The organism is Erwinia sp. AK-PDG3-5 (genome assembly GCF_056821705.1).
This window is the reverse complement of record NZ_CM165967.1, coordinates 4,036,473-4,054,658: the sequence shown is the minus strand read 5'-3', so window position 1 is coordinate 4,054,658 and position 18,186 is coordinate 4,036,473. Positions and strand designations below refer to the sequence as shown.

Genomic DNA, 18,186 nt, shown 5'->3' with positions numbered 1-18,186 from the left:
CTATGTGCAGGGGTACTAATAATGAACTTTGCCAGAGGAGCAGCAGTGATGCATGATAACATATGGTCTTTCATTGACAGCGTTCGCCCTGCTTTATCAGTTTCGGCTGATGCTTTACAGCCATTACTCCCCGGGCCATTAAATATATATAAAGAAAATCATTACTTTTCTTTTTATCATTCATCCGAGTTCACGTTATTGGATGGAACAAAGTTAAAAAACCTCAATCTACGGGTAAATAAAAAAGAAAATAAGAAGCCTTTCATTTTCTATGTCGACGTATCAGACCGTTGCATTAAATTGGAAGAGGTGAGGAAACATTATCCTTCTCTTGTGATTACCGAAACACCTCAAGGACACTCATCTGAAGATGTTACCGGCTATTCTTCAGTTCCTGATGAAAAAGGTCAAGTGGTGACATTTAGTTTTGCAGAAAATAAGGCTGAATGTTTAAGTAGTGTAATTATTAAAAATTAATTGATAAATCAAAGCTATTTATACTTTCACTCTACTCCTGATGAAAACCGACTTTATTATTCCTCGAATTAATTCGATAAGTTATAGGTATTTAGGAATGTTGGTTAGGTTATCTTCATGTCATAAAATAAATCAAGTGCCATATATTTACTCCTGTTTTTTCATGCTTCCTTTGAATGTATATTCCGCAACAAATGAATGCTCAAGCAATTATTCCTTGTGTCTCAATCAGGCGAATGGTGCATCTGCTGAAACAGTCAATTGCAATAGGATTGAAACTGTGGCTCAAGATAAACGCCTTAACGAGGGATATCGACGCTATCTCGCAAATATTAATGCTGCCTTACGTACGGCTGCAATAAAATCCCAGCGAGCCTGGATCACCTTCAGAGATGCAGAATGCGATGCTGAATATGCTATTGAAGCGCCAGGTAGCAATGCGTACCGGTTGTATTCTGGATATGACACTCGAGCGCGCCAATAAATATTCTCATGCTTTATCTCCGCTGAAACCTTAATTAGCCAATGCTATTGGCCTTCTGACCATTAAATCTTTTCTCTATATAATGAGTAACTGCCATGCAATATCATCTAAATGAAGGATCTTTTTCGCTGCCAGCCAGCGACTGGCTGGATAACAGCATGAATGTGCTGCGGGATGATGCCAATGGGATCTCGGTGATTGTCAGCCGTGGTCCTGTTCCGGACGGCAGTGATTTCGAAAAAGAGTTTCACCGTCAGTGGGACAGCATGCGTGAGCAGATGACCCACTTGCAACAGTCTGAGTTTTTGCGCGTGAGCGTGGGTGCCGGGCAGCAGATACGTGCTGTAGAGGTGACAAGTCAGTTTGAACGTAACGGACAGGCACTTTATCAGCATCAGCTTGCTGTTCAGGTTCCACAAAAAAACACGCTGATGGTTTTTACCTTTTCTGCCCTGCGACCTTTTACCGACGAAGACGCCATCCGCTGGGATGCGTTGAAAAATACCTTAGCCCTCCACACTCCCGGACAGGATGCCTGAGTCATGAGTAATAAACCTGCTGCGCGCAAGGATGACGAACTTATTCACTCCAGCATTTTTGCTAACATAACCAGTATCGTGGTGGAGGGTGCCGCTTATGCCGCTATTGGCGCAGCAGTAGGTGCCGCAGCTGCGGCCGCCGCGCCTTTGGCAGGAGCGGGCGCAGTGGCAGCGGGTCTGGCAACAGTAGGAGGAAGCTGTGTTCTCAGTGGCATCATCGGTGGCCTGCTGGCCAATGCGACCGGGCTGTCAGATGACATTGCAAACGTCGCCAGTGGTGTCGGTGACTTCCTTTTTCCCCCGTCCGTATGCGGAAAAATCATCAGCGGCTCAGATAACGTTCTGACGAATAATAAAATGGCTGCCCGTGCGGCGGCCAAATTACTGCCAGCCGCCACGGTAGTGCCGGAAAGCCAGTCCCCCATGAGTTTTATGGACTACGGACGGGAATTACTGGGAAGCCTGGGGCAGATTGCGCATTCGTTCTGGCAACCTTCCGTCGCCGGGCCGGTGGCGAATGCAGACCCGACTCAGCAGGATATGGTCGCTTGCGAGAAGCACCCCGGGCCGCAGTTTATGGCGGAAGGGTCTTCGTCAGTTTTGATCAATGGGCAGCCAGCAATCCGCGCCGGCGACCGTTCTACCTGCGAGGCAACCGTTGCCGATAACGTTTCTCCTGATGTCATTATCGGTGGTGAAAGTGTGGTCGTCAGGGAGATCAAAAGCGGTAAAACGCCCGGTCTGGCCGTAGCAATGATGCTGTTACCGCTACTCAGAGGGCGGCCCGGTGAGGTGCTGCGCAATATGCCCTGTATGGTTTCAGGCGCTATTGGCGGCATGGCAGCGGATATGCTGGTTAACGCTGTTTTTTCCTCGTCTAACCCTGTGCATGCGGCAACGGGTGCGAAGGTGCTTAATGACGACAGCGATCTGGATTTTACCCTGCCGGGGCGCTTTCCTCTCCGCTGGCAACGTAACTACAACAGTCGTTCACGGCTGGAAGGTCTTTTCGGTACAGGGTGGACAACTCTGTTCGATACCCGACTTGAAATCACGGGTACTGATTGCCTTTGGTTCGATGAATTTGGGCGCGAACTTCGTTTTGCATTACCCGCCGAAAATGAACCTCTCTACAGCCCTGCTGATGGCCTGATTTTCCGGCGGGGGCCAGGCGGTGAGCTGGCGATTGCTGACGAGGATGGCAGCGTATGGCGCCTCTATCGTCCTCTTCGCGGTATGCCTGAGCAGCTTCGTCTGGCCTCGCTCAGTGATGAGTATGGCAACATGCTGGAGATTGACTATGACCAGCAGGGACGCCCTTGCCGCATTCATGATGCGCCTTGTGCTATTGACGTTCATCTGGATTATGCAGATCTGCGTTTCCCTCTACGCGTTACCTCCCTCACTCATGATGACGGTACAACCCGTTGGCCGCTGATAGCGTATGTCTATGCTGAGTCCGGCCAACTGGCACAGGTCACAGATGCCTCCGGCGTAGTGACCCGGGCATTTACCTATAACGACGAGGGGCTAATGAGCTCGCACCGCTTGCCGGGCGGAATGCTCAGTGAGTATCGCTGGCAGTACTTTGATCACTGGCGGGTGGTCGCCACGAGAACCAGTGCCGGCGACAGCAGCACGCTCACCTATGCGCTGGATACCGGGATAACCCGCGTTGTCCATGGTGATGGGCGTGAGCATCGTCATTTCTGGAATGCTCAATCGCTAATTACCCGTTATGTCGATGAGCGGGGAGAAATCTGGCGCTTTGACTGGGATGCAAACCAGCAGCTGATCAAAACGGTTGATCCCCTGGGTAATACGACGAAATTTCGTTACGACGAAGCGGGCAACCGGGTTGAGGAAGAGGATGCGTGCGGGTATGTCCGCACCACGCAGTGGCTTGAGACGCGGGCCTTGCCGACCCACATTATCGAAGCTGACGGTACCGGCGTACGTTTCATGTATGACGAACGCTATGGTCTGGCGAAGGTGTTCTCCGCCGAAGGCTTGAGCGAGCAGCTGGAGCGTGATGATTTTGGCCTGGTTATCCGCCGTACGGATACCGCTGGCGGCGTATCTAAATACCAATACAATGCTGCCGGGCAGGTGGTTGCCGTCATGGACTGCTCAGGTTTTACCACCCATTATCGCTATCATCCGCTTGGCTGGTTGATCGCTGAAATTGCACCCGATGGGGAAGAAACTCACTACGTTTATGATGCTGCAGGACGCCCCATAGCTCTGCAACGTCCGGAAGGCTGGGAAGAGACACTGCACTGGAGTGAACGCGGCCTACCCGTTGAGCATCTGGCAGCGGATGGAAAACAGAGTCACTTCAGGTATGACGAAGCGGGCAGATTAATTGCCACCCGCAGTCCCGAGGGCGGCGAGGTATTGCGGGAGTACGATGACCGCAGCCGGCTGACCAGCCTGATTAATGAAAATGGCGAGCGCTATGGTTTCCAGTGGGGAGCCGACTCGCTTTTACTTGAAGAGCGCGGTCTGGATGGCGTTGTAACCCGCTATGGCTATGATGCAAGCGGGCGCGTGGCCGAACGTATTTTTGCTGCGGATACTTCAGCACAGTTCAGCCATCTCTTTCGCTACGATCCCCGGGGACAGGTAACCGGCAGACGCTCGCCCGATGGGGAAACCCGTTTCGACTACTCAAAGATAGGCCAGCTGCTCAGGGCTTCTTACCATCCTGCTCTGGATAATCAGAGCGTCACGGAAGCACCAGAACAGGCGCTGGATTTCACCTACGATCCGCTTGGACGGTTAATCAAAGAGACGGGGGAACAGGGTGCAGTTGAGTATGAGTGGGACGCCCTGGGCAACCGGACAGCGACGACGCTGCCTGATGGCCGCAGGTTGCGAAACCTTTATTACGGCAGCGGCCACCTGTTAAATATCGCGCTCGACAACCTGCCGATTACCGGCTTCAGTCGTGACAACCTGCACCGTGAAACCAGCCGCACGCAGGGCGAATTAATCAGCCGGGTTTCTTACGATCGGCTTGGAAGGCTTTGTCAGCGGGATGTGTTCACCGGTTCCCGCCAGCGCCCGGCTCCCAGGCAGTGGTCCCGCCGCTGGGATTATGATTACCGCAATAACCTGGTGCGTGAAGAGCATGACGACAATCCTTTCGCCTGGCGGCAGTGGCAATATGATGCGGCCGGCAGGTTACTGAAACAGGACGGCAGCTTACCTGACCATGAGCAGTGGCGATGGGATGCCGCGTCTAACCCGCTGGATAAAAGCGACCAGCCGGTGATGCATAACCGGGTGACGGAATTACATGGAACCCGCTGGAAATATGACGTTCACGGCAGGACGGTAGAGAAAGTTCGGGACGGTGAGCGCTGGCGCTATCAGTACGACGGAGAACACCGGCTGAGTGACGTCGTCCGTGAAGCCAGACATGGTGCTGGGGTTCATGTCAGTTTCAGATACGACCCTCTGGGCCGCCGTATCAGCAAAACCAGCCGTAATATCAGGAACGGTGAGCAGATTGGTCAGCCACGGACAACCTGTTTTGTCTGGGAAGGATTGCGGCTTTTACAGGAAATTCAGGACAGCATCCCGCTGACTTATGTCTATGCGGATCAGAACAGTTACGAACCTCTGGCCCGTATTGACGGGGTGACAGAACCGGAAATCTACTGGTATCACTGTCATCCTAACGGCACGCCGGAGCGGTTAACCGACGAACAGGGCCAGCTCCGTTGGCACGGACATAACGGCGCCTGGGGGAAATTGCTGCGTGAAGAGCCGTTAAAATCGCCCGGATTTGCGCAAAACCTGAGAATGCAGGGGCAGTACCTGGATCGCGAAACCGGGTTACACTACAATCTGTTCAGGTATTACGACCCCGACTGCGCAAGGTTTACCCAGCCTGACCCGATAGGGCTGGCGGGTGGGATTAACTTATATGCTTATGCGCCGAATCCGCTGGGGTGGGTGGATCCGCTGGGGTTAATGAAGTGTTCAGTTGCACCAAAAGGAAGAAAAATTAACCGGACGGTTTACAGATTTGAAGAACCACGTCGAATGAGTACGACATGGACCACTCATCCCGGGAATATAGGCTCAAGGCACCGTTATACCGATGTAGGAAGTGGTGGAGTTTATGGCGCAAACTCTAAAAAAACAGCTTTGGCGGAAGTAACACATTGGAAAGTGGATTTATCTTCTCGTGAATTGACCAGTAAAAAAGTACAGCTTAATAATGTTTTGGATTTAACTCGGAAAGATGTTAGAGACCAGCTTGGTATATCGTTAAAAGATATTACCGGAAAAGAGTATGATGTGACTCACCAATTGGGAAAATGGGCTAAAATACAAGGTTATGATGGTATACTGGCACCGTCAGCACGAAATCCAACGGGGTCTAATTTAATTTCATTTTTAGGGTTTTAGTTATGGCGGGATTAGAAAAATATTATGCTGGGGATGAAACATGGGAACTATCGGTAAAAATATTTTCAGAAGCTTATCTGGATGATAATGCCCATTTATTGGCGGATGAGTTAAATGGCTGTTTGGATCTTGCAGTAATTATTTATGGTAAAAGAGGAATAAAAGAAGCATTATGGTGGATAGAACAAGAAGTTCCGGCGCTAGATGGCATTAGACCGGTCGATTGCCTTGAGGATCCAGAGTTGTTGAAACGCCTTCGGGAATGTGTGATGCGGATGGCATAAATATTCTCAACTCAAATACAGAAAGCAATTCCATTGAACTTAATAGTTTTTAGCCGTAAAGCGGGTTCAAACATTTCCGCACCTTCAGTTCAGCATCATTGGTAAACAGGCTGATATTATCTGATATGACTCAAATCTGTGGGGACTACCAGAGCAAATGTCCAGCAATGAGGGTCGCATGGTATGGCGCGACCGCGTCTCCACTTGGAAGTTACTGAGTAGGGAACCTGTATCAATTTCATGTATGTGGGCAAAATATAAGCTTCTGAGGGCGGTTCTTGGGCAGGGTATTACGTTTATAAACTCATTACTATTATGGATGGTCTAGGATTACTTTGATGCGAATTATTATAATTAGAACTTTATTTTTTGAGTGCCTCAAAAAATCTTTGGACCAGTTCATTGATGTTTGTGAAAAATATTCAATATCTTTAAATGCAGGAAAGAAACCGAAGAATATTTTTTCAGATAAGATTAAAGTAAAATTATCAAAATCTCAGGGGCTTGAGCTTTATTTTGATAAATTCAATCCTTCCGGAGAAAAGATAGAGACAGGCTTTACACCGATTAAGCTATTTTCAGCTGAGCAGCTTGATAAGGCCCAAATAGGTTACGAAGGATTACCAGAAAATCATATCGTTTTTGCAGACGACAATGGAGGTGGTAAACCTATTATGGCTATAGTTGATGAAGCTGGAACTCCTGTATATGCTAATTATGATTCTGGAAGTCCTTTTAAAATATCTGATGATTTAAGTGTTTTTATTTCAGCTATAACTGAGCTTGTTGAAATAGTATATGGGGGTTACTCAATTTTTGATATAGCCGATGATGAAGATGTAATAAAAGATAGTTTTGTTTCAGAAATGAATGCTCGCATTAAACCTATATTAGGTGATGAAAACTTTGACAGGTTCTTTGACTATTTTTACGGCTAGTTAAAAGTCAAGTTTATATTATTTCACAGAAAGTGACGTCGTCCGTTAAGCCAGGCATGGTGGTGGGGTTCATGTCAGCTTCGGATACGATCCGCTGGGCCGCCGTATCAGCAAAACCAGCCGTAATATCAGGAACGGTGAGCAGATTGGTCAACCACGGACAACCTGTTTTGTCTGGGAAGGATTGCGGCTTTTACAGGAAATTCAGGACAGCATCCCGCTGACTTATGTCTATGCGGATCAGAACAGTTACGAACCTCTGGCCCGTATTGACGGGGTGACTGAACCGGAAATCTACTGGTATCACTGTCATCCCAACGGCACGCCGGAGCGGTTAACCGACGAACAGGGCCAGCTCCGCTGGCACGGACATAACGGCGCCTGGGGGAAATTGCTGCGTGAAGAGCCGTTAAAATCGCCCGGATTTGCGCAAAACCTGAGAATGCAGGGCCAGTACCTGGACAGGGACTATTTTTCGACAGCAAATTTGAACATCGCTTCAGCGATGGCCCTGAAGGGGTGAGGCACCGCAGGGGCCGAATAAACCGGGTTACACTACAATCTGTTCAGGTATTACGACCCCGACTGCGCAAGGTTTACCCAGCCTGACCCGATAGGGCTGGCGGGTGGGATTAACTTATATGCTTATGCGCCGAATCCGCTGGGGTGGGTTGATCCCTTAGGTTTAAAATCTAAATGTAGTCGCGATAACACTTGGAATGCATTCCAGCGGCAGCATCGTGGTCATTTCAAAACTTCAACCGAATCTGCTGCAGCTTACCAGAAACTCATTCGTGAACAGTCTCCTTGGCCAGTAAATAGCTCACCTTTAGAAGCCACTCTCATACCCGAAATAAGAATAAAGATGGCTGTCTCTCCAGGGCAACCTGCTACAAGGCCCGGTGGATTTGCAACATTTGATGATATTCCAAATGTATCCTATGTTCGGAACGAACTTGCAGTTAAAAACGAATGGAAACCCGAGATAGATCGAGTTATAACTTATGAAGTCAAACATCCATTGCCAGTTAAAATAGGGGCTGTTGGACCTCAAGTTGATAAAGGTGCTGGTACTTATCTCACAGGCGGTGGTTCTCAAGTTGAAATGAATGTTTCGCCGAGAGATAGGATGAATTATTTGGAAGTTCTCGATGAGCAACCACTTAAACCTTAACTATGTAAGGCCACGATAATAAAATGATAAGAAATTTAGAAATAGATAAAGATAAGGGCTCAGTTAAATGGAGTTTTGATGAGAAAGAATATGGCTATATAATTGAAAATATCGATCAAGTATCAGAAGATGAATGTAATAAAATAATAATGATTTTAAGTGGCCCACAAGCCTATCCTGATATATTGACAGTAATTAATGCATATGGTGTTAAGCTATTTTCATGTTCTCCTCCTGATGGGGCTTGTTTTTCTTATCTGACAAAAGATCAATCAAATAATGTTTTAATAATTTGCATTTTTGAAGAAAAATTAGAGGGTTGGTATGACTGGCACTATTCACTTGACCTAACTAAGAAAGATTTAGTAAGAGGGGCACCAGCTTACTAAAATTGATTCCTGATGATATATTAGTATGCTGCTTTAGATAATGAAGAAATTCAAAATGAGAATTTCGCGATTATTAAATCTGAAATATATTTTCATCACTGTCATCTAAAATTATACCGGAGTAATTTACAAGCGAGGATTTCTGAAGTATCTGGGTTAGAGGGTTTTTTTAAGATGAATATAGGTAGGAGGTCCTATGGTTCATATGCTTTGATCTTGGGAAATATCACCGGATATACCTCATGACAAAGATGTTTTTAAACTTCACCTGAAGTTAAATGATGAATTGAATGAATAAATTAAAATATAGGGATATCAAAAAAATAAACACCTCTCGAGTGTCATTTTTTGTAATATCTATTTAATTATAAAATGTTATGGTGATTCGGTTGTTTTATTATGTGTCGGTTTCTTTATTGATTAAATATCAAAATATGAGAAAGACCATGATCGACATAAGAGAATATGAGGTTATCTTGGGAGATTATACAGACCGATACAGGCATCTCTTACTTCCTGTTTCTCGCCAACTTCGTAATAGAATGCAGTATAACCTTGCTAATTAGAAAGAGTTTAAGCTCGCTCAATTGCTTATGAATAAATATCGAAAATTCTTATTGGTTTTTATCTCAGTCGGTTAATTATATTTTTCGCATATGATGCTATTAAAAAATGGTTAGGTTTTGTGTGTTTTTTATTCATTATATTCATGTGTGTATTTAATGGGAATGGTTTTAATAATAATTGGAAGTGGTGGCGATTTTGTTGTTCTGGGAACTTTAGGAACTATTGCTATTATTTTGTTGGAGAAAGGACTTTTTGATCGGTGAATGTTGGGGCCACTTTACAAAACTATGATGGTATTTAAATGAGATATCTAGCATTTGCTTTTTTCTTGTCAATTACTATTTTTTATATCTGGAATGGAAAGGATTCTTTTAACAAGAAGGAATGGGTTTTATTTGGCCTAAAATTCCTGGCTTCTTTCTGCATTATGTTTATCTTAGCATTTGTTTTTAAATTTCTTGCAACTGTGGTGGGTGTTATTTCACTTTCCACAGGAAGAAACCTCACGGCAATGCTTTGGATGTCGATTAACGCTTTTATTAGGAATAGGTTTCTTATTGTAATGATAGGGGGTATCTTTTCAAGAATAATTTTATTTCATCGTGACCACAATAAAGATAATTACCCAGAAATAGACGATATCTCTAAGCGTTTTGGACCTCCACTTTTTATATTGGCAAAATGTCTTATATCACTTGGCAGTATTTTGATTTTTTATGGAATTTGGTTGTCCGGATCGTTCGGATAGATTTTTTGAACACACACTCTTCTGCCCTATTTAATCGCAACGTCCTTCTGAAGGTACGGTTCTTTTTGCATTCCCCCTCTTCTTCATTCAGCCCGGCCCATCACCGGCCGGGCGCAGTCTTTCAGGGAAATCATCATGCTTGATCGCATTACAGTTCAACTGCCGATGGACGGCCTGCTGTTCTGGAAACTGAACGGCACGGAGGCGCTTTCCAGCGCGTTTGAAATCACCGTCCAGCTCCTGAGCACCGATGCCCGCATTGAGCGTAAGGCCCTGCTGGGGCAGCCCATGACCGTCTCCATCCCCACCCAGAACCTGATGGCAACCCGTTACCTGAACGGGAAAATCACCAAAGTGTCGGTCAGCAGCACCGAGCTGAGCGGCACGCGCTATGCGGTCTACAGCCTGGTGATGGAGCCCGACCTGTGGCCCCTGAAGCGCGACAGAAACCTGCGCATCTTCCAGAGCCAGACGGTAACGCAAATCATCAAAACGCTGCTTTCCGAATACAACGTAACGGTAGAAGACAAGCTCACCGGCAACTACCGCGTGTGGGAATACTGCGTGCAGTATCAGGAAAGCAGCTTTAACTTCATCAGCCGCCTGATGGAGCTGGAAGGGATTTACTACTACTTCCGCCATGAAGCGGATAAACACACCATGGTGCTGATGGACAGCGCGCAGCAGCATCAGCCGTTCAGCGGCTACGAAACCATTCCGTACCACGTCACCCCGTCCGGCGGCTCGACCAGCGAAGAGGGCATCAGCCTGTGGAGCCTGGAAGACCAGGTGACGCCGGGGCTGTACAGCATCGATGACTACGACTTCCGCAAGCCCAACGCGTGGATGTTCCAGGCCCGGCAGAATCCGGCCTCACCGTCGCCGGGGCAAATCGACGTCTACGACTGGCCGGGTCATTTTATCGACCACGACCACGGCGAGTTTTACGCCAAAATTCGTCAGGAAGTGTGGCAGGCCCAGCACCAGCAGGTCACCGCCTCCGGCACCGCGCTGGGGCTGGCGCCGGGCAACACCTTCACCCTGCTGAACGCGCCGTTCTTCAGCGATAACGGCGAATACCTGACGATTAAGGCCGTTTACGATTTCGAAGAGAACAGCTACGCCAGCAGCAACAGCGGCAGCACCATCCACAAGGTGGATATCGTGGTGATCCCGTCCGACGTCACCTTCCGGCCGCAGCCGACGGCAGAATGGCCGCGCACCCACGGCCCGCAGACGGCGAAGGTGGTGGGGCCGAAAGGCGAGTCGATCTGGACCGACAAATACGGCCGCATCAAGGTGAAGTTCCACTGGGACCGGCTGGCAAAAGGCGACGACACCAGCTCCTGCTGGGTGCGCGTCTCCAGCGCCTGGGCGGGTCAGGGCTTCGGTGGCGTGCAGATCCCGCGCGTCAACGACGAGGTGGTGATCGACTTTATCAACGGCGATCCGGACCGGCCGATCGTCACCGGCCGGGTCTACAACGAAGCGAGCATGCCGCCGTGGGCACTGCCGGCAGCGGCTACCCAGATGGGCTTCCTCAGCCGCTCGAAGGACGGTTCGCCGGACAACGCCAACGCCCTGCGCTTTGAAGATAAGGCCGGGGAAGAGCAGGTGTGGATCCAGGCGCAGAAGAACATGGATACCCATGTGAAGGCGGATGAAACGCAAACCGTCGGTGGCAACCAGACCATCAGCGTGGAAAAAGCCCTCAGCAGCACCGTGTCCGGGACTTACGATCAGAAAACACAGTGGACGCGCAGTGAGCTGGTCGGCAGCGATTACGTGCTGAAGGTGCAGGGAGGAATGGTGCTGGCCTCCGGGGAAGGTATCAGTCTGGTTTCAGGTGACAGCATGCTGACGCTTATGCCTAACGGCACCATATCCATGCAGTGCAAACAGTTCCAAATCAATGCCAGCGGGCAGGGTGAAATCAATACCGGCGGGACGCTCGACCTCAATATTAATGTGCCGGGCACGGCGGCTCAGCCTTCGCCAACGCCGGATGAAATCAAAAATGACGTTATGGAAGCGTTTCAGAATAAAGGGAGCAGCAAATGAGTCAGCCAGTTAATTATCACCTTACCGAAGGCACGCTTCCGCTTCCGGAAGCCGTACAGGAACAAAGCATCACCTTGCTAAAACTGCCAAAGATCGGGGCTTCGCTGGTGGTTACCCGTGCCTGGGAAGTGAAGGCGGGTGAGGAAGAAGCCTATCTGCAGCAGCAGTTAGCGAAAGTAAAACGCGACATGAAAAAGTTTGCTGCAGACGCCGTGGAGGACACGACGTTTGGCGGCATCCCTGCACGTGAAGTGAGTATGCATTTTGAAAATCATGGCGTGGTGGTGATGCAAAAGCTGCTGGTAGTGATGTTGGACACCCACCTGATGGCGGTCACCTTCAGCCGTGCAGCCAGTTTCGATGAGGCCTCTCTGGCGGCCTGGCAAAACATCAAGCTGGGCTTTGTTCCTGCCACAGGCAAGGAGGCCTGATTCATGTCTGACGAACTGATTGCTGCCCGGCTGGGCGATCCGCTGGTTCACAGCTCTGTCATTGCCGATTTTGTCAGTGGCGTGGTTGAAGGGGCGATTTACGGCGGAATTCTGTTTGGTGCCGCGCTGATCTCCAGCACCGGCGTGGGGCTCGCCGTCGGGGTGGGTTTAACCGTGGCCGCCATGGCGTCCGGTTATCCGGAAAAGCTGGGGAATAAGGCCGGAGAGGCGGTTGATGGCCTGTTAGATATGCTGGGCATGCGCGGCCCACCGGATGCGTTCATCACCAGTGGTTCAGACACTGTCAGAATAATGGGTAAACCCGCCGCGCGCGCCGCCGGCACGGTTAATCATGAATGGCTTAATTCGCCTCAGGCAGGAAGTGAAGAACAGCCCGGCGCACTGGATATCGCTATGGCCGTGGCGGCGGGTATCGCCTCTGCGGTCAGCCATCCTGGCGCAACCGCCAGTGCCTTGTGGGATAAAGTCAGCAGCACCAGCGGTGACTCGGTAAAACACTGGTTTGGCAGCCTGTGGGATGACCTGGTGCAACCGACGGTGGCCAGTGCCAGCCCGTATGCCACGCCAGCCAGCAAAGATACGGTGGCCTGCACCAAAGGACATCTCGCCGAAAGCGTGAATTTTATCGCTGAAGGGTCGAAAAAAGTGCTGATTAACGGGCACCCGGCTGCACGTAATGGCGACCGCAGTACCTGTGAAGCCAAAATTCAGGTCAGTGAAAATCCCCGGGTGCGTATCGGTGGCGACAGTGTTGTGGTCCGTGATATTCGCAGTGGAAAAAACTTCCTCGCGTATTTCCTTGGCGGAATCGTGGGCGGTGGCATCGGTAAAGAAGGGGCGCAGTTGCTGAAGCAACTCTTTACCCGTATTGCTGCCCGACGTGCATTGCGCCAGATCACCTGCATCATCGCCTCTCAGGCCGGTGGACAGGTGGCGGGCGCGGTTGCCATCGCCGCAGTACAGGGTTCGCATCCGGTGAATTACGCCACCGGCGCGAAGATCCTTGCTGGCGAAGAAGAGCTGGATTTTGTGCTTGAAGATCGCCTTCCGCTTTACTGGCAACGTATCTATAACAGCCGAAATCTCAGCCGTGGAATGCTGGGGACCGGCTGGATGCTGCCGTTTGAAACCCGTCTGATTCGTTTCCGTCATGAGGATGGTTCATACGCGTTTATGTGGCGGGATATCTCCGGGCAGGAGCTGGGATTAGGGGAAGTCAGCCCTGGCGATGTGATTCATTTTGATGAAGAGGGCTTCACGCTCTATTGCACCCTTCAGGGGGTGATCATTATGCAAACCGCGCAGGGCGAGTTTCACCTGTATGAGCCCGATCCCACCCGCGTAGGTGAATGGCGCATTGGGCGCATTTACGATCGTCATGAAAACTGTCAGCACTTCCAGTGGAATGACGCCGGGCAGCTGGTGGCCATTGAGGGAGATAACCAGGCCCTCGATGTCCGGCTGAGTTATGAGCCGGTGCAGGGGCGGTTGATTGCACTGCATCAGGTGGTGGGGGAAGAACATCGGCCGCTGGTGCGCTACAGCTACAATCCTGAAGGACAGCTGACGACGGTGCAGGATGCTGATGGCGTGATCACCCGACGCTTCAGCTGGGATCGTGCCAGCGATCTGATGGCATCGCACAGTTATGCCACCGGACTGACGGTGGAATATCAGTGGAAGCCGTCGATCGATCCGCGCTACTGGCGGGTTTATGAGTATCAGGTGCTGGATGAAAACAGGGCCACACTCGAACACTGGGTGATCGACGCGGATGAACAGGATCGCAGCGCGTCAGTGACCTGTTTTTCCGGCGGAACCACCCTGCATCGCTGGGATGAATTTTGCCGTATTACGGAATACACCGACAGCTACGGGGCGCACTGGCGCTGGCGCTGGGCAGGCGAGTTGCTGATGGCAACCGAGGCGCCGGGTGGAAGGGTATGGGAATACGGCTATGACGAGCGTGCCAACCTGACGATGGTGCGCGATCCGGCGGATCGAACCACCATCACCACCTGGCATCCTTCTTACGCTTTCCCACTGAAAGAAGTCCTGCCTGACGGTGCGGTCTGGGAATACCAGTACAACGTTGCCGGTGATGTGGTGGCGGTGATCGATCCGCTGGGCGGGTTAACCCGCTTCACGTGGAATGCGCAGGGTGACCTGGTCACCCGCACCGATGCGCTGGAGAACACGCATCGCTTCTGGTGGAACGATCGCGGTCAGATCCAACGTGATGAGGACTGTTCCGGCCATCAAAGCCATAACCAGTATGATGGGGCAGGCAGGCTGATCGCCAGTTGCGATGCCGAAGGAAATACCACCCGCTATCAGTGGAGCAACGCCGGGCGACTGCAATGTCTGACCCGTCCGGATGGTCGCGATACCGAGTATGAATATGATGCCGCCTGGATGCTCACCGGTGAAAATATTGACGGTTTTTCCGAACGTCGGGTTAAGCGCAATGTTCGTGGGCAGATCGTCACGGAAATCAATCAGGCCGGGCATCAGACCCGCTATCAGTACAATCGTTTTGGCCACCTGACCGCACTGATCAACCCCAACAACGATCGCTGGCAGTTTGAATATGATAACGGCCAACGTCTGCTTGCGCAGATCGACTATGCCGGCAGACGTAAAAGCTATCGCTATGACGATCTGGGTCAGGTTATCGAGGTCACCCAGTCACCGCTGAATGCGGCAGATGAACAGCTTTCACCGCACTCGACCTGGTTTGAATACGATGTGGTGAACCGTCTGACGGCTAAGTTCACCCGGCAGAACCGTACCGAATATCACTACGGCCCCGATCGGGTGGATATCAAAAAGATGTCTCTCGAAAGCTGGCAGCGCGCCCGGACAGGCGGCTTTGAGGTCACTGACGCTGAGGTGATTACGCTGACCAGCGATGCGGTCGGCAACCTCACTTTCGAGGAAAGCAGCGCTGGGGCGATCGCCCATCAGTACGATGTGCTGGGTAATCTTATCGGCAGCACGCTGCCGGACGGCCGCGAACTAAACTGCCTACGCTACGGTACCGGGCATCTGCTGCAGATGAACCTGAAGCTGGGCGGTAAACAGGTTGAGATTGCCGGCTATCAGCGTGACAAGCTCCACCGCGAAGTGGGACGGACTCAGGGGCCGTTGAATCAGCAAACCCGCTACGATCCGGTGGGCCGTATTGTGATGCGGCGCAGTGGCTTTGAAGATCGTTCGGGCGCTGTTTTTGAGCGTCGTTATAACTGGGATCGTCTGGATCAGGTCTTGCAGCAACGGGTTCTGGACAGCGCCACGGGTCAGAACGAATGGGCACAGTACCAGCAACGCTTTGGCTACGATGCGACGGGGCAGATTACCGGCGCCGTTCAGCCCCATAACACGGAACATTTCAGTTGGGACGCGGCTGGCAACCAGACCGATAAACCGGGTCAGATAGTCTGGCACAATCTGTTGCAGAGGCTGAAAGGCGCGCGCTGGGCATACGATGGTTTTGGGCGGATGACCTGGCGAAAAACCGGGCCAGATGCCGTAGAGCAGCATTACCGCTATGACGATGAGCAGCGGATAGCGGAAGTCCGCTTTAGCGGGCATAAAGAGTTCAGCCGCGCGGAATACCTCTACGACGCGCTAGGCCGCCGCACGCAAAAAATCCTGCATCGGCACCACAAGCCGGAGGAGACGATTTCCTTCCTGTGGAGCGGCCTGCGGATGGTGGGCGAAAGCAGCAGCTTAACGCCGGATCGCAACACACAGTATCTGTACAGCGAAGGAAGTTGGGAGCCGCTGGCACGGGTCGACAGCATTGGCGAACAGGCGGATATTTTCTGGTACCACACCGAACTGAATGGCCTGCCCGAGCGGATGACCAACGAAGAGGGTGAAGTCGTCTGGCGCGGACGATTCTCGACCTGGGGAATGACCGGGCAGGAGAGCAGCAGCGGCTTCCAGTCAGTGCCGCAAAATCTGCGCTTCCAGGGGCAGTACCTGGACAGGGAAACCGGGCTGCATTACAATTTATTCCGCTATTATGACCCAGTGGGCGGTAGGTTTACCCAGCCTGACCCGATAGGGTTGATGGGTGGGGTGAATACTTATGCCTATGTGACTGACCCGATGTCTATAGTTGATCCGCTGGGGCTAATGCCATTGAGTAACCCTGTGAATCAAGGTCATCATATGGTCCCTCATGAAGTTGCAACTCATTTGGACATTACGCCGTTCAATTCTCAGACGAACGTTCCAGCTATGTATTGGGATAATTCTCAATGGTCGAATATCGAGCACAGTGCAATGCATGGTTATAACGGAATTGGAACAAGCACGAAGCCATTAGTTAAACCATCTGCAGTGATAAAGTCTGGACTAACGAAGGATGAATGGTTAAATTCTCTTGAAAAACATTACAATAATCCAGAGTTGAAAAATATTCGAGGAGATGTCCATTTAATTACTTCCTCTGGTACAAAAGGTCAACTTTTGGCGAAAAATGTGACGGCAGCTCAAGCCTGGGATGTTACCAAAAACTGGGCAAATACAGTTAAGTGTGGGGGTAAATAGTGAATACTAAGAAAATCTATGCAGTAGATAGTACAACGTCAGTTAATCGAGCAGAGCTAACTATTGATAATAAATCTATTGACTTAAGAACATTTTTCCCTAAGGGATTTCGAGGTAAACTGATTCTTAATTTTGAAGAAGTTGATAATTTAGATGAAAGCTTTATTTATATTAAGGAAAGTTTTCAGTTAGAATTAGAAAAGAGTGTTTATTCTGATTTGAAGTTCGAGTTAAATACTAATGATAATAAAGTTAATAACTTTTATGATGAATCTATATCTATAAACTTATTAGAAGGTAAAAGATTATTTATTTTTAGTTCGACTGATATTCCCTATGTCGCTAAAGGCCATATTCCTGAGTCTAAAAGGGATTACGTGGAAATTGCAAAGATATTTAATTTATATGTAGTGATTTCTGATGAAAAAAATTCTAGCGCCAATAAAATTGATACCATTAAAAATAGTGTCCAAGTTTTTGATGCTTATGGAGCATTAGGATTTGTCATTGTAGACATCGATGCATTTGATGGCTTTATTTCTGCTAAAGCGAAATCAAATGATCTTGTTGAAGAGTTTACGACTACTGAGATAGCAAGTGAGATTTTTGACGAAGGGTTGATGATATTAAGCTGGGGGCACACTCCCTGGGTGTACTATATTAATTCTAGTAAGCATGAAGATCTTGAGTTGTTAATTGGGGAGTATACTGGTTATCGTGGTGTTTATAAGTTTAGAGAGGGAGTGGGGAAGTATAGTATTATTCCAGGTAATGAGTTGCAAGATTGGAATGCTTGTAAAAAGAAAATCTGGCCATCTATTGAAATAAATGGAATTGGTGGGTATGTTTGTCTGAAACTCTACGTAAAAAATGCATTTTCTCAAAGCGATAGCGATTATCCGATTCCGACTTTTTATTTGAAGCGGTTTGGTAATGTGCCTGGTGAGATAGAGCCTTTATTACAAACTGATATTTTAAAAATTAATTATAGTGAATTTTAATGTTAAAATGAGATTTGATATTAACTTTAAATTTATTAGTATCTAATCATTTACTACCACAAGGAAGAAAAATTATGGAATTAAATATGG

Annotated in this window: 13 protein-coding genes and 1 pseudogene; all 14 read left to right on the top strand. The window is 49.3% G+C overall.

Annotated features, from left to right (window positions below; all coding sequences use genetic code 11):
* Positions 1-21 precede the first annotated feature (21 nt).
* A complete protein-coding gene (locus AC1UKS_RS18850; RefSeq protein WP_482434818.1) occupies positions 22-477 on the top strand; it encodes a hypothetical protein in 456 nt (151 codons plus the stop codon).
* A gap of 40 nt (positions 478-517) precedes the next feature.
* Positions 518-961, top strand: coding sequence for a lysozyme inhibitor LprI family protein (locus tag AC1UKS_RS18845; RefSeq protein WP_482434817.1), 444 nt, complete (start codon positions 518-520; stop codon positions 959-961).
* 95 nt (positions 962-1,056) lie between these two features.
* The gene (locus AC1UKS_RS18840) at positions 1,057-1,500 is read left to right on the top strand and encodes a DcrB-related protein (protein ID WP_151038343.1); all 444 of its coding nucleotides are present in this window, start codon (positions 1,057-1,059) and stop codon (positions 1,498-1,500) included.
* A 3-nt stretch (positions 1,501-1,503) separates the two neighbouring features.
* Positions 1,504-5,922 (top strand): RHS repeat-associated core domain-containing protein, encoded by a 4,419-nt coding sequence (locus AC1UKS_RS18835; RefSeq protein ID WP_482434815.1) that lies wholly within the window; start codon positions 1,504-1,506, stop codon positions 5,920-5,922.
* A 2-nt stretch (positions 5,923-5,924) separates the two neighbouring features.
* A complete protein-coding gene (locus AC1UKS_RS18830) occupies positions 5,925-6,206 on the top strand; it encodes a hypothetical protein (RefSeq protein WP_482434814.1) in 282 nt (93 codons plus the stop codon).
* Between the two features lie 338 nt (positions 6,207-6,544).
* Positions 6,545-7,144, top strand: a complete 600-nt coding sequence (locus AC1UKS_RS18825) for a hypothetical protein (protein ID WP_482434813.1) — start codon at positions 6,545-6,547, stop codon at positions 7,142-7,144.
* Between the two features lie 73 nt (positions 7,145-7,217).
* Positions 7,218-7,841: pseudogene (locus AC1UKS_RS18820) on the top strand (RHS repeat domain-containing protein); the annotation flags it as partial.
* 168 nt (positions 7,842-8,009) lie between these two features.
* Positions 8,010-8,318, top strand: a complete 309-nt coding sequence (locus tag AC1UKS_RS18815) for a hypothetical protein (protein ID WP_482437079.1) — start codon at positions 8,010-8,012, stop codon at positions 8,316-8,318.
* Between the two features lie 23 nt (positions 8,319-8,341).
* Positions 8,342-8,707: a hypothetical protein gene (locus tag AC1UKS_RS18810; RefSeq protein WP_482434811.1), complete on the top strand. Its 366-nt coding sequence runs from the start codon at positions 8,342-8,344 to the stop codon at positions 8,705-8,707.
* An 868-nt stretch (positions 8,708-9,575) separates the two neighbouring features.
* On the top strand, positions 9,576-10,022 hold the full coding sequence (locus AC1UKS_RS18805; RefSeq protein ID WP_482434810.1) for a hypothetical protein: 447 nt from the start codon (positions 9,576-9,578) through the stop codon (positions 10,020-10,022).
* A 135-nt stretch (positions 10,023-10,157) separates the two neighbouring features.
* A complete protein-coding gene (locus AC1UKS_RS18800) occupies positions 10,158-12,083 on the top strand; it encodes a type VI secretion system Vgr family protein (protein WP_482434809.1) in 1,926 nt (641 codons plus the stop codon).
* On the top strand, positions 12,080-12,514 hold the full coding sequence (locus tag AC1UKS_RS18795) for a DcrB-related protein (protein WP_482434807.1): 435 nt from the start codon (positions 12,080-12,082) through the stop codon (positions 12,512-12,514). The genes AC1UKS_RS18800 and AC1UKS_RS18795 overlap by 4 nt, the downstream gene beginning before the upstream one ends.
* A gap of 3 nt (positions 12,515-12,517) precedes the next feature.
* Positions 12,518-17,095 carry an RHS repeat-associated core domain-containing protein gene (locus AC1UKS_RS18790; protein ID WP_482434806.1) on the top strand — a complete coding sequence of 1,526 codons (4,578 nt, stop codon included), beginning with the start codon at positions 12,518-12,520 and terminating at the stop codon, positions 17,093-17,095.
* Positions 17,095-18,096, top strand: coding sequence for a hypothetical protein (locus AC1UKS_RS18785; RefSeq protein WP_482434804.1), 1,002 nt, complete (start codon positions 17,095-17,097; stop codon positions 18,094-18,096). The genes AC1UKS_RS18790 and AC1UKS_RS18785 overlap by 1 nt, the downstream gene beginning before the upstream one ends.
* The last annotated feature ends 90 nt before the right edge of the window (positions 18,097-18,186 follow it).

What these genes read in the sequence shown, in the direction of transcription:
- AC1UKS_RS18825 (WP_482434813.1), top strand. Translation starts at nt 6,545, where the DNA reads ATGCGAATTATTATAATTAGAACTTTATTTTTTGAGTGCCTCAAAAAA.
- AC1UKS_RS18835 (WP_482434815.1), top strand. Translation starts at nt 1,504, where the DNA reads ATGAGTAATAAACCTGCTGCGCGCAAGGATGACGAACTTATTCACTCC.
- AC1UKS_RS18795 (WP_482434807.1), top strand. Translation starts at nt 12,080, where the DNA reads ATGAGTCAGCCAGTTAATTATCACCTTACCGAAGGCACGCTTCCGCTT.
- AC1UKS_RS18845 (WP_482434817.1), top strand. Translation starts at nt 518, where the DNA reads ATGAAAACCGACTTTATTATTCCTCGAATTAATTCGATAAGTTATAGG.
- AC1UKS_RS18840 (WP_151038343.1), top strand. Translation starts at nt 1,057, where the DNA reads ATGCAATATCATCTAAATGAAGGATCTTTTTCGCTGCCAGCCAGCGAC.
- AC1UKS_RS18800 (WP_482434809.1), top strand. Translation starts at nt 10,158, where the DNA reads ATGCTTGATCGCATTACAGTTCAACTGCCGATGGACGGCCTGCTGTTC.
- AC1UKS_RS18790 (WP_482434806.1), top strand. Translation starts at nt 12,518, where the DNA reads ATGTCTGACGAACTGATTGCTGCCCGGCTGGGCGATCCGCTGGTTCAC.
- AC1UKS_RS18815 (WP_482437079.1), top strand. Translation starts at nt 8,010, where the DNA reads ATGGCTGTCTCTCCAGGGCAACCTGCTACAAGGCCCGGTGGATTTGCA.
- AC1UKS_RS18810 (WP_482434811.1), top strand. Translation starts at nt 8,342, where the DNA reads ATGATAAGAAATTTAGAAATAGATAAAGATAAGGGCTCAGTTAAATGG.
- AC1UKS_RS18830 (WP_482434814.1), top strand. Translation starts at nt 5,925, where the DNA reads ATGGCGGGATTAGAAAAATATTATGCTGGGGATGAAACATGGGAACTA.
- AC1UKS_RS18805 (WP_482434810.1), top strand. Translation starts at nt 9,576, where the DNA reads ATGAGATATCTAGCATTTGCTTTTTTCTTGTCAATTACTATTTTTTAT.
- AC1UKS_RS18850 (WP_482434818.1), top strand. Translation starts at nt 22, where the DNA reads ATGAACTTTGCCAGAGGAGCAGCAGTGATGCATGATAACATATGGTCT.